Origin of the sequence: Priestia sp. 40 (genome assembly GCF_049368575.1) — a bacterium.
In the GTDB taxonomy this organism is placed as follows: Bacteria; Bacillota; Bacilli; order Bacillales; family Bacillaceae_H; genus Priestia; species Priestia zanthoxyli.
On the sequence record NZ_JBMPZA010000026.1, the window covers coordinates 87,617 to 100,406 of the forward strand.

Consider the following 12,790-nt stretch of genomic DNA (forward strand, 5'->3'; position numbering starts at 1 on the left):
TTCTTTTTATTTATATATTCTTTATTTTTAGCCCAACAATAATTTTTGGTAAGTACATTTTTAATAATATTCCGTAGCATACAAATAGAATTGTAGGAATAATAATGAATTTTGAAAAAAGTAAAAATGCAGTAATAGACAAAGTTATAAAAATAATAAGAAAAATAACTAAGTGTTTCATGCTAGACACCTTTTGGTTATTAATAATATCAGCGATACCAACTAATATCATTAAGAAACATATGTAATCTATTACACCTTGTATCAAATAATATTGTTTGACAACAGATTCAACAGTTGACATAGCAGACGTGAGATATAATAGCATAAATGAAACCACTACAGTTAATAAAGTCAACAGGAAAGATATAAGCACAGGTGAAAGCATTGTTCTAAATAAGTGACCAAATGACCGAGATATACTTCTTTCACTTAAATAAGAGAAAGCATTAGGTTGGTTATATTTAAGGTTATTTCTCTCTGCACTCAATCTTTCGACGAATTCCTCGACTTTTTTCTTTTCTATTCCAGTACTAAAGCTTCCAACATCCTTACTTAGATCATAAGATAAATACGGATAAGCAGCCTTTAAATTCTCTTCTAATTGACTAAACTCTAATTCATTTATTAAGAATCTATTTAGTGCATACTCCAATTCTAGTAAAATTGTTAATACCTCACTGTACTTTTCTCTTTTATAGTTTTCACTATTTAGTAATTGAGTTCTGAACTCTTTGTACAACCATGTTCCAATTAATGCTATTAATAAATAAGTAATCAATTGCACATAATTTTTGCCAAATAATTGGTCTACACTATTTAAAACAATTTTTACTAATTCATTCATTTAACGTATTACTCTCCTCTTTACATTAAAAAAACTTATAGCCACTTCTATAAATCGAGAAGTGGCTAATTCATTTATTACCTTGATTATTGTAGAGACTTCATAGATTAAACTGTTTATTAAAGCGCCCAGTTCCCTTTTCTAAACACAGGCTCGCTTGTACCGTCAGCTTTGATGCCGTCGATGTCCATTTCAGCTGAGCCGATCATGAAGTCAACGTGGGTGATGCTGTCGTTTGCTCCGTTTTCTGATAGCTCTTCTTTAGACATCGTTTTTCCGCCTTCTAAACAGAAAGAATACGAGCTGCCGATGGCTAAGTGGTTGGATGCATTTTCGTCAAACAGCGTGTTGTAGAAAATGATGTTTGACTGAGAGATTGGCGATTGATGCGGTACTAAGGCTACTTCTCCTAAGTATTTGGCACCTTCATCTGTTTCAATTAAGTGCTTTAACGTTTCTTCGCCTTCTTCTGCTTTTACATCCACAATTTTTCCGTTTTCAAATGTTAGCGTGAAGTTTTCAATTAAGTTTCCTGCGTAGCTAAGCGGTTTTGTGCTTGTTACTTGACCGTTTACGCCGTCTTTTTTTGGAAGTGTGAATACTTCTTCTGTTGGCATATTGGCCATGAACGAGTTGCCGTCTTCATTAACACTGCCTGCGCCAACCCAAATATGTTTGTCAGGAAGTTCAATTGTTAAATCTGTTCCCGGCGCTTTATAGTGAAGCTTAGCAAATCTCTTTTCATTTAAAATGTCTACTTTTGTATGTAATGAAGCATTATGCTCTTCCCATGCGGCCACTGGATCTTCTTGGTCTACGCGCACAGATTTAAAAATAGCTTCCCATAGTTTTTCTTGCTGCTGTTCTTCTGGAACGTCAGGAAATACTTTGGCTGCCCAGTCTTTGGAAGGAACAGCTACGATGGACCAGCTGATTTTATCGGATTGAATCGCTTCACGGAATTTTTTCATTGCTTTTCCGCTTACTTTTTGGAACGCAGCAATACGTTTGCCGTCTACTCCTTTTAATAAGTCAGGACCGCTTGAAATTACAGATAAAACAGCGCCTCCGTTTTTAACAAGCTCTTCTCTTGCCTGAGATTTCCAAGCAGGAAATTCATTAAATACAGATTCATCCGCTTTTTCGTATTTCAAACGAACTAAGTGATCATCATGCCACTCTACATCAACAGACTTTGCTCCGGCTTCATACGCTTTTTTCGCAATTTCACGAACAAAATCAGCGGAAGAAATATCGGCATTAATGTTTAATACTTGCCCTTTTTGAATGTTTACACCGACTTTTACAGCTAGCTCGGCGTACTTTTCAATATTGCGCTCAAACTGTTCCATAATTTATCTCCTTTACGTATATATTCTAACGACTTTATTGTATCATGAATAAAACATCAATTAAAAATCCTAGCCTATAGTTTACATAATATAATTACGTTATTTTACAGATTATTATATAAAAAAAGTTTGTTCTTTAAGAATCAGAACAAACTTTTGTCTTTCACAGATTCCGTTTTGTAGCCGAGCCGCTCTGAAATATTCTTGCCTATATCAACCATGCGTTCTTGAAGATACGTTAATCGCTCATTTGTCATACGCATCGTAGCACCGGAAATGCTGACTGCGGCAACGACTTGACCAAGGTGATCAAAAATAGGCGCTGCGATGCAGGTAATTCCATATTCATTTTCTTCTAAATCCAGCGCATATCCTTTTTGTTTTACTTCTGAAAGTTCTCGAAGAAAGCTTTCTTCATCTGTAATGGTGTGATCGGTATGAGCTGGTAAGCCTTTTCTTTCAAGAATGCTCGTTACCGTATTAAGCGGTAAAAAAGCTAGAATAGCTTTACCGACAGACGTACAGTGCATAGGCGCTCTTTTCCCCACTTTTGAATGCATGCGCAGCGTCTGATTTCCTTCTAGCTTTTCAATATACACTACTTCACCTTGATCGTAGACCACAAGGTGAATGACTTCATTTGTTTCACTTTCAAGTTCTTGCAAAAACGGCTTTGCTTCCGTTCGTAGATCAATAGAATCTAAAAGCTTTGAACTTACTTCTAAAAACTTATACCCAAGCTTGTACCGCCCGGTTTCTTGATCTTGTTCAATATAGCCATACTGAGCAAGAGTAGTTAGAATACGGTATACGGAGCTTTTATTAATGTCCATTTGCTTTGCAATTTCTGTGACGCCTACCCCTTCTCTTTCCATGCTGACAATTGTGACAATATCCAATGCCCGGCTTACAGACTTCACCATATTTTCTCGCTCCATTTTTCCTCTCTCCTCTATGTGTCGTTTTACTGCCGGGCATTTTTTATCACTTTTATACGTTTACACGTTCTTTCTCTGCAACAAACGGATTTTGGAGGGTCCCAATTTCTCGGATGGTGCATTCAATAATATCGTTTGCGCTCACCAGTTCCGCGCCGACCGGACTTCCTGTTAAAACCACATCTCCCGGCTTAAGGGTCATAACAGTAGAAAGGTAAGCAATCATTTCTCCAACGGAAATAATCATTAAATCTGTTGAGCTGTTTTGTTTTTCAACGCCATTTAAAAACGCTTTTACATGAATGGACTTAAAATCAAGCTCTGTTTCGATTACGGGGCCAAGAGGCGTAAATGAATCAAAGGATTTTCCAATGGTCCAGTGCCCGTCTTCATGAAAATAATCCGGAGCCGTTACATCGTTTCCAATTGTATACCCAAATATATAGTCCCGTACGTCTTCTTTTGCGATGTTCTTCGCTTCTTTTCCAATAATAACTGCAAGTTCAGACTCAAACTTGACGTGCTTAATGGCAGTTGGAATGACAATGTCTTCGTTTGGACCAATCACAGAGGATGTGGGCTTAAAAAAGAAGACAGGAATAGAAGGCATTTCTTTTGGCAGCTCCGACTTTGCAGCTGCATAATTTGCGCCTATTCCAATAATTTGATTCGGCTCTAAAGGAGCCAAAAGCCTTACTTCACTCGGTGAAAAAGTCTGCCCTGTATAGTCCCACTTCTCAAATATATTTCCTTTAATAACGCTGATCGTATCTTCTTTTAGTACACCTGTATGACGGCTATCTTGTACAGCAAACCTTACAAATTTCATAACATGGCTCCTTTTCCCATTTGCTTTGTTTTAATAAGGATCGTAGGTAGTCAGGTTCTTAAGATGTAAGTACAGCCTGCCATCTCTATGGTGACAGGCCGTTTTTTTTTACTGTTTTATAGCTGCTTTTGCTTTTGCTTCGATACGGCGGCGGTGTAAAATGGGTTCCGTATAGCCGTTTGGCTGATCATAGCCTTGAAATACTAAATCGCAGGCTGCCTGAAAAGCAATGGATGTGCTGTAGTTTGGTGCCATTGGCTGATATAGAGGATCATTTTCATTTTGTTGATCCACTACTTTTGCCATTCGCTTTAATGTTTCCGTTACTTGTTCCTTTGTACAAATCCCATGATGAAGCCAGTTAGCTACGTGCTGACTGGAAATACGAAGCGTTGCCCGGTCTTCCATTAGCCCGACGTTATTAATATCCGGTACTTTTGAGCACCCTACTCCTTGGTCAACCCATCTTACTACATAACCAAGTATTCCTTGAGCGTTGTTGTCGAGCTCCTGCTGAATTTCATCTTTGCTCCAATTTGGTTTTTCTGCCACAGGAATTTGCAAAATGTCATCTTGTAAATCAGTAGACCGAGTAAGCAATTCGTTTTGAACATCTCTTACATCAATTTGATGATAGTGAAGAGCATGAAGCGTTGCTGCGGTTGGTGAAGGCACCCATGCCGTATTCGCTCCTGCTTTTAAATGCCCCACTTTTTGTTTCAGCATTTCGGCCATCATATCCGGCATTGCCCACATTCCTTTTCCGATTTGAGCGCGGCCTTGGAATCCGCTTGCTAATCCTACATTTACATTAGACTGCTCGTAGCCTTGAAGCCATTTAGACGCCTTCATATCATTTTTACGAATAACAGCGCCTGCTTCCATAGAAGTGTGAATTTCATCACCTGTTCGATCCAAGAATCCAGTATTAATAAAAGCCACTCGATCTTTTACTTCTTTGATGCACGCTTTTAAATTAAGCGTTGTGCGGCGCTCTTCGTCCATTACGCCAATTTTAATCGTATGACGCTCAAGCCCTAGCATATCTTCAATTGAATTAAATAACGTGTTGGCAAAAGCCACTTCTTTGGAGCCGTGCATTTTCGGTTTAACGATATAGATAGAGCTCTTTTTAGAATTTTGATACGTACCGTTTTTAAGCAAGGTGTGTTTGGCAATTAAACTAGTAATCACGCTGTCTAAAATACCTTCATAGATTTCGTTGCCATCTCGATCTAAAACAGCGCTGTTTGTCATTAAATGCCCAACGTTTCGAACAAACATAAGCGAACGGCCAGACAGTGAAATCTTTTCCTTGTCGGGAGAAATATAGGTACGGTCTGGATTCAAACGCCTTGTCATGTTTTGACTTCCTTTTTTAAAAGTAGACGTCAAATCACCTTTCATTAATCCTAGCCAGTTGCGGTAAACATCTACTTTATCTTCTGCGTCTACTGCCGCTACTGAATCTTCACAGTCCATAATCGTCGTAAGAGCTGCTTCCATTAAAATATCTTTTACACCCGCATCGTCTGTTTTACCAATCGAATCCGTACGATCAATTTGAACTTCAAAATGCAGGCCGTTGTTTTTGAATAAAAGAGCATCAGGGCTTTCTTCTTCTCCTTGATACCCTACAAATTTCTCTTCTTCCTGTAATTCTGTTAAACTGCCATCATTTAATTGAGCGACAAGCCTTCCATTTTCAAGGCTGTACTGAACCACTTCCGCATGAGAAGACTGAACGAGCGGAACAATTTCATCAAGAAAATTCTTCGCAAACGCAATAACTTTTTCTCCTCGAATTGGATTGTAAGAACTCGTGCGCGAAGCTCCATTTTCTTCACTGATTGCATCAGTGCCGTAAAGAGCATCATAGAGACTTCCCCAGCGTGCATTAGCAGCGTTAATAGCATACCGGGCGTTATTCACTGGTACAACAAGCTGTGGTCCTGCCTGATAAGCAATTTCACTGTCTACTCCTTCTGTACCAATAAGAAAATCTTCTGTCTTGTCTTCTAAATAGTCAATTCTCGTTAAAAACGATTTGTATTCGTTAAAGTCACCGTCAGGATTTTCTTGATGCCACGCATTAATTTGAGCTTGCAGCTGATCACGCTTTTCTAACAAGCGTTTATTTACGGGTGTTAACTCAGTTACTAACGCTTCAAAATCAGACCAAAAATTTTCTGTACTTAGGCCGCTGCCCGGAAGAGCTTCCTCATTGATAAATTGATAGAGAACTGGGGCTACTTTCAGATTTCCAACTTGTTTATAGTTTGTCACCGTCTGTTTCCTCCTCTTACTTCTTTATATTTTTAAAATTGGACACGCTTTCATTTTTTCTGACCAAGATGGTTAAGACGAACATATGCGGTGCTGTTTCTTATTACGAAACATCGTTTTATTTTTGTTAAAAAAATCATATCATCGAGCGAATGTATTTTCAAGAATTTTCTAAAAATATTCTACTTTTTTCTTTTCTTTTTTGACTTCAGCGCAGCGGCTCGGACTTGGAAAAAGCTTTCCTGCATTTAATAAATTTTTAGGATTAAATACTTCTCGTATATTCGTTTGTGCTTGAATTTCATCTTCATTAAAAACAAATCGCATTTCTTCTTTTTTTTCAATGCCTACGCCGTGTTCGCCGGTAATCGTTCCTCCTACTTCTGCACATACTTGCAAACATGCGCTTCCGGCGTCGAGTGCTTTTTCGGTTTCCCCTGGCTTTCTAGCATCAAATAATACAAGCGGATGCAAGTTCCCGTCTCCAGCGTGAAAAATATTGGCAATGCGAAGGCCAGATTCTTCGCTAATTTTGTTAATTCGCTTCAGCACTTGAGGCAGTTTACTTCTTGGAATGACGCCGTCTTGTACGAGATAGTCAGGGGATATAGCTCCCATCGCTCCAAATCCTGTTTTGCGATTTGCCCACCACCTGGAGCGCTCTTCTTCACTTTCAGCTACTTTCACTTCCCGTACGTTTTGTTTTTTACATACGTCTAAAATACGAAGGATTTGCTCTTCGATACCAGCTGAAATGCCGTCTACTTCAATTAATAAAAGAGCTTCAATATCTCTAGGGTGTCCGACCGGAAATGCAGCAGCTTCCACTCCTTCAATAGCGGTTTTATCCATCATTTCAAGCGCAGCAGGCACAATGCCGGCTGATATAATGTCTGATACCGCTTGACTGCCATCTTCTACGCGGTCGAAATAGGCAAGAACCGTTTGTTTTGCTTCGGGGTTTTTCAAAATGCGCACCGTAATTTTTGTAACGATTCCTAACGTTCCTTCTGATCCCGTTAAAAGTCCTAATAAATCATATCCCGGTTCATCCGGAATACCTTGCTTGCCAAGTTCAATCACATCTCCATTTGGAAGCACCACCTCTAGCCCTAAAATATGGTTGGTAGTGACGCCATATTTAAGACAGTGTGCCCCTCCTGCGTTTTCCGCTACATTTCCACCAATGGTGCAGCAATATTGACTCGAAGGATCGGGTGCATAATAATATCCTTTTTCAGAAATTGAATTGGTTAATCTAAGATTAATAAATCCAGGCTCTACAACGGCACGTCTGTTTTCATAGTCGACGCTAAGCAGGCGCTTCATTTTCACTAAACTAATAACCACTTCGTTATTAAGAGGAATTGCTCCTCCGCTCAGTCCTGTGCCTGCTCCTCTTGCAAGAAAAGGCAAATTATTTTCATTGCAGTATTTAACAATGCTAGAAACTTCTTTCGTATTTTGAGGAAATAACACCGCTTTAGGCAAATGTCTATGAATGGTAAACCCGTCGCAGTCGTACGCAAGCAAATCTTCTTTATGATACAAAATAGAATGAGCATCTACTAGTTGAGAAAGGTTTTTTACGTGAAGATCTTTTATTCTATTTTTCTTCAACACGATGTGCTTCCTCCTCTTCTTTTTGATAGGCCCACTCCAAAAGCTGTACCGTGTGAACAATTTGCTGACTTCGTCCATATTTTTTTACTCCTACTGCCATCTGCAGCATACATCCTGGGTTTCCCATTGAAATCATTTCTACGTCATCAGGGATATGTTCCATTTTATTTTGGAGTACGGCTCCCGCCATTTCAGGGTTTGTTAAATTATAAATTCCTGCGCTTCCACAGCACCGATCGGCATTAGCCATATGAACCATTTCCACTCCTGGAATAGAAAGCAAAATATCTCTTGGTTCTTCTCTGACTCCTTGACCATGAGCTAAATGACAAGCATCGTGGTACGTAATGCGCGTATGCAGCTTCGCCTGCGGAGGGCGATATCCCGTATCGTGAAGGTATTTTGAAATATCCTGGACTTTTTCAGCAAAGACTTCGGCTTTTTCAAGCCACTCTTGCTCTTCTTCTTTAAATAATTCAGGATACTCTTTTAACATGCAGCCGCATCCCGCAGCGTTTACAATAATAGTATCGGCATGTTGAAACGCCTCTATATTTTTTTTGGCAAGCTGTCTTCCCATGTCTCGGTCTCCTGCATGAACGTGCAAAGCACCACAGCACGTCTGAGACTGAGGAATAACAACATCGTTGCCGTTTCTTCTTAATACATTAAGAGTCGCTTCGTTAATATCACTGAACATGACGTCCATGATGCACCCAGTTAAAAAAGCAACTTCTGCTTTTCTTTCTGCTTTTGCTTTTAGAACACGTTCTTTTTTATATTTTTTCCGAACAGAACGAGTAATCTTAGGCATTACATATTCCATTTCTGATAGATGTGTCGGCATCATATTTAACATCCCTGTCGTGCGCATCATTTTTTGCATCCCGCTTTTTTGGTACAATTTTAATAGACTTCCTGCAGCTTCTAAGCGATGGAAATGAGGAAAAAGTTCCTTTAGAAAAAACTTGCTAATCATGCCTTTCCATCCCGTCAAAGGCATCGCCTGACGAATTTGGCCGCGAGCTTCTTCAATAAGTCCGCCAACGTCTACATTTGCAGGACAAGCAGTTGTACAGGCACGGCAGTCCAAACAGGCAAACACAGGATCTGTAAATTGTTCATTCACGCTTATTTTTCCTTCTGCTACCGATTTGATAAGATGAACGCGACCTCTTGGTGAATGCTGTTCTTGCCCCGTTATTTCGTAAGTAGGACAAGACTCCAAGCACATTCCGCAGTGTACACAATCCGCCCATTTTTTTTCGTCTGGCGCGTCTTTCCACAGATAATTGCTAACGCTTTGACATGGAGCATCTTTGATATCCGCTTTCGCTGAATTCACTTAGATTCCTCCTATAAATCGTTTATAGTTAAGCACGTTTTTAGCGTCCATCTTTGCTTTAATTTCTGCTAGTAACGGAAAATGAGAAGGTTTTTCTCCCCATACATTTACTTTTTGGCGCAGTATAAAAGGCAAGTGTTTAACGACTACATATCCTCCGTACGTTTTAGCAGTTTCAATAAATGAAGTAATAACGGAAAGAATGGCATCTTCTGAGCCTTTTATGTAGACCGAACAAAGACCATGTCCAACTCCTCCATGTGCTTTTATCAGCATTGGACGGGACGTTTTTAATGCATTACTTTTGTTTATTACATCGAGTACATTCATATTTGGTACGCCAATTTTTAGCGTGGCTTCCGTTTCTTCTTCGGAAGAACAACGTGCACCATTTGGACTAATGTTACTAAAAAATCCCCAAAATACCTCGGCTTCTTTTTGCTGCAGTACTTTTAAAATGGTATCAGACGGCTGAATACTTTTAATGTAATTCTCTTGATAATGAACGGAACTTTCCACATCTTCGAAGCTAATTACAAGCGTAAACAGATGCTGCCCTATTACATCTTCAGCTAGGGAAGGATTCAATAATTCCAAAGCAACGGGCTCTATCATCGAGTCTAGGACTTTGCTAACAAAAGCATAGATTTCTTCGATATTGCCTGTTGAAAAAGAAAGAAAAAGAACGCTTTGATACTTAGGCAGCGGACGCAGCTTTAACGTTATTTCGGATATAACGCCGAGTGTTCCCATTGAACCAATAAACAGCTTATTCATATCATAGCCAGCCACGTTCTTGACGACTTTTCCCCCTGAACGAACAATGGTTCCATCTGAATATACGACTCTCATGCCAATTACTGCGTCTCGAGCTGATCCATAAGACAAGCGCTTTGGACCACTTTCATTCGCTGCAATAACCCCGCCGATTGTAGCGTAGTCTCCTAGAGGTGGATCAAGTGAAACTTGCTGATTGTACGTTTTTAAATACGTTTGCAGCTCTCCAAACGGTGTACCAGCTTTTACAGTAACCGTCATATCACCTACTGTATGTTCAACAATTCCGCTGTATTCAGTCAGCGAAAGCAAAAGGTCTGCTGTATCTATAAGTCCGCCAAACCCTTTTTTTGTACCGTTCCCTTCAATGACGACTTTTTTTCCGTGTTCCGTCGCATACTTTAAAACGGCTGCTATTTCTTGTTCTGAAGTTGGCTTAACATGAAGGGATCCGTTATTTCCAAGGAAGTGATTCATATGATGTTCTTCAAGTGTAGAAGGATGAGATAAAATGGATTTTAAATGACCTGGAAGCTTCGACGTACTCAATAAATTGACTCCTCTCGTTTTGTAATAGCAAACACCGTTTCACTAATAACATAAAGAAGTGCCATATATAATACGACTAAAAGTAGTAGATTAATAAGAAGAATAATTAGTAGAATAGATGAAAAGATATATTTCAAGCGCTTACAATCATTAAATCACCTATTCTTGGGATTTTCAACCAATATTTTCTTCTTATCAACAAAAAAATGTCCGTTCTTTTGAAAAAAAGTTTCTTTTAGTACTTGCCTATCACAAAAGGATTAGAATATAATGTAAGCGAATTCATTTTTACATAAGTCATCAGATGACCTTATCATCGTAGTTTTAATGGTTTCGTTTTACTAAATTTATAGTTCACTAATTTGAAAATGAGGTGTTAGTTATGACATGGACACAGCAGTTCACTCCTGTAGGAAACAGCGTCATTTGGTCTTCATTAATCGCTTTGATTCCTATTCTTTACTTCTTTTGGGCTCTGGCTATTAAACGAATGAAAGGTTATATGGCTGGAGTTACAACTTTACTGGTCGCACTTGCCGTTGCAATACTTGCTTATAAAATGCCGGCTAGCATGGCTTTTATGTCAGCCAGTCAAGGGGCCGTATACGGTATACTGCCAATTGGATGGATTATCATTACGTCTGTTTTTCTTTACAAACTAACCGTAAAAACCGGTCAGTTTGATATTATTCGTACCTCTGTCGTATCTATTACAGAAGATCGCAGACTTCAAGCTTTGTTGGTTGCTTTTTCGTTTGGGGCTTTTCTTGAAGGGGCCGCTGGTTTTGGTGCACCTGTTGCTATTTCAGCAGCTCTGCTGGTAGGTTTAGGGTTTAATCCACTGTATGCCGCTGGCTTATGTTTATTAGCAAACACAGCACCCGTTGCTTTTGGTGCAATCGGTATTCCTATCACGGCTATGGAAGGTCCTACTGGAGTAGCGGCAATGGAAATCTCTAAAATGGTAGGCCGCCAGCTTCCTTTTATTTCTGTATTTATTCCGCTGTATTTGGTTTTTGTAATGGCTGGATTTAAGAAAACATTAGAAGTACTCCCTGCTATTTTAGTATCCGGCATCTCTTTTGCCCTTACCCAGTTTGTCAGTTCTAACTTTTTAGGACCGGAACTTCCCGATATTTTATCGGCACTCGTTTCACTTTTTGCGCTCGCTATTTTCTTAAAATTCTGGAAACCAAAAACAACGTTTCGCTTTCGATCTGAAAAAGCAGCACATGAAGTAGCTTCCGCTTCGGCTGAGCCAAGAGAAACTCAGGATCAACCCGCATTCACGGGGGCTCAAATTGCAAAGGCGTGGTCACCTTTTTTAATTTTAACGATCTTTATTTCTATATGGGGAATTCCTCAAATTAAAACCGCTTTGACAGGACATTATGAAGGATCTAACGCTTTTTTGAGCGCTATCAATTCCATCGGACATTATTTAACGTTTATGCCAGAAGTACCTTGGTTAAATAATTTAATTTTAAATGGAAATGGAGAACCGATTGCGGCAGTGTATAAGTTAGAATTACTAGGCGCTGCCGGCACAGCTATCCTGTTGTCTGCTGTTGTCACAAAATTTATCGTCAACATCTCTTGGAAAGAATGGTTTATTACGTTTAACGAGACGTGCAAAGAATTAGCGTTGCCGCTGCTTACCATTATGTCCGTTGTAGCATTTGCTTACGTGACAAATGCTTCTGGAATGAGTACAACCTTAGGACTGCTGCTAGCTAAAACAGGCGCGTTATTTCCCTTTTTCTCTCCTGTACTCGGCTGGCTTGGTGTTTTTATTACAGGATCAGATACATCAGCCAACTTATTGTTCGGCAACTTGCAAAAAATCACGGCTACGTCTATTGGAATGGATCCGCTTCTTGCGCTTGCAGCAAACTCTTCTGGTGGAGTAACCGGTAAAATGATTTCACCGCAGTCCATCGCTGTTGCCTGTGCTGCGGTTGGGTTGGCTGGAAAAGAGTCCGATTTGCTTCGTTTTACGGTGAAGCACAGCTTATTTTTACTGCTGATTGTCTGCGTATTAACATTTTTACAATCCAATGTATTATCGTGGATGATTCCTTAATCAAAAAAGCTTCCGCAGCTAGAGGTGACCCTCTGCACGGAAGCATTTTTCTTTTAGTTAAGATCGATTGATGGCATATACAACAAATAAAACTATATCTAGCAAAATCATCACAACACCGACAAGTAGCCAGATGTTTCCTTGAGTCTTTTTTCTCTCCT

At 39.5% G+C, this 12,790-nt stretch carries 9 protein-coding genes; 1 reads left to right on the top strand and 8 read right to left on the bottom strand.

Going from position 1 to position 12,790, the window contains the following annotated elements:
• Window positions 1–10 precede the first annotated feature (10 nt).
• From ACO1DI_RS26640 to ACO1DI_RS26675, 8 genes are all read right to left on the bottom strand, one after another.
• The gene (locus ACO1DI_RS26640; protein ID WP_371905740.1) at window positions 11–847 is read right to left on the bottom strand and encodes a hypothetical protein; all 837 of its coding nucleotides are present in this window, start codon (window positions 845–847) and stop codon (window positions 11–13) included.
• Window positions 848–966: 119 nt separating this feature from the next.
• On the bottom strand, window positions 967–2,199 hold the full coding sequence (locus ACO1DI_RS26645) for an aminopeptidase (protein WP_371905741.1): 1,233 nt from the start codon (window positions 2,197–2,199) through the stop codon (window positions 967–969).
• Window positions 2,200–2,342: 143 nt separating this feature from the next.
• Entirely contained in the window at window positions 2,343–3,137 is a 795-nt protein-coding gene (locus tag ACO1DI_RS26650; RefSeq protein ID WP_013057552.1) for an IclR family transcriptional regulator, read from the bottom strand.
• Between the two features lie 52 nt (window positions 3,138–3,189).
• A complete protein-coding gene (locus tag ACO1DI_RS26655; RefSeq protein ID WP_014459574.1) occupies window positions 3,190–3,966 on the bottom strand; it encodes a fumarylacetoacetate hydrolase family protein in 777 nt (258 codons plus the stop codon).
• A gap of 108 nt (window positions 3,967–4,074) precedes the next feature.
• Window positions 4,075–6,252 carry a malate synthase G gene (locus ACO1DI_RS26660; RefSeq protein ID WP_014459573.1) on the bottom strand — a complete coding sequence of 726 codons (2,178 nt, stop codon included), beginning with the start codon at window positions 6,250–6,252 and terminating at the stop codon, window positions 4,075–4,077.
• Window positions 6,253–6,423: 171 nt separating this feature from the next.
• Window positions 6,424–7,875, bottom strand: a complete 1,452-nt coding sequence (locus ACO1DI_RS26665) for an FAD-linked oxidase C-terminal domain-containing protein (RefSeq protein WP_014459572.1) — start codon at window positions 7,873–7,875, stop codon at window positions 6,424–6,426.
• The gene (locus tag ACO1DI_RS26670; protein WP_014459571.1) at window positions 7,859–9,220 is read right to left on the bottom strand and encodes a (Fe-S)-binding protein; all 1,362 of its coding nucleotides are present in this window, start codon (window positions 9,218–9,220) and stop codon (window positions 7,859–7,861) included. The genes ACO1DI_RS26665 and ACO1DI_RS26670 overlap by 17 nt, the downstream gene beginning before the upstream one ends.
• On the bottom strand, window positions 9,221–10,546 hold the full coding sequence (locus tag ACO1DI_RS26675) for an FAD-binding oxidoreductase (RefSeq protein WP_042992070.1): 1,326 nt from the start codon (window positions 10,544–10,546) through the stop codon (window positions 9,221–9,223).
• Window positions 10,547–10,928: 382 nt separating this feature from the next.
• On the opposite strand from ACO1DI_RS26675, the gene ACO1DI_RS26680 reads away from it, so the two are divergent.
• Complete coding sequence (locus ACO1DI_RS26680; RefSeq protein ID WP_115654212.1) at window positions 10,929–12,629, top strand: L-lactate permease; 1,701 nt, start codon at window positions 10,929–10,931, stop codon at window positions 12,627–12,629.
• Window positions 12,630–12,790: the final 161 nt, after the last annotated feature.

Coding starts and splice junctions, on each gene's coding strand:
- ACO1DI_RS26640 (WP_371905740.1), bottom strand. CDS start 847: ATGAATGAATTAGTAAAAATTGTTTTAAATAGTGTAGACCAATTATTT.
- ACO1DI_RS26645 (WP_371905741.1), bottom strand. CDS start 2,199: ATGGAACAGTTTGAGCGCAATATTGAAAAGTACGCCGAGCTAGCTGTA.
- ACO1DI_RS26650 (WP_013057552.1), bottom strand. CDS start 3,137: ATGGAGCGAGAAAATATGGTGAAGTCTGTAAGCCGGGCATTGGATATT.
- ACO1DI_RS26655 (WP_014459574.1), bottom strand. CDS start 3,966: ATGAAATTTGTAAGGTTTGCTGTACAAGATAGCCGTCATACAGGTGTA.
- ACO1DI_RS26680 (WP_115654212.1), top strand. CDS start 10,929: ATGACATGGACACAGCAGTTCACTCCTGTAGGAAACAGCGTCATTTGG.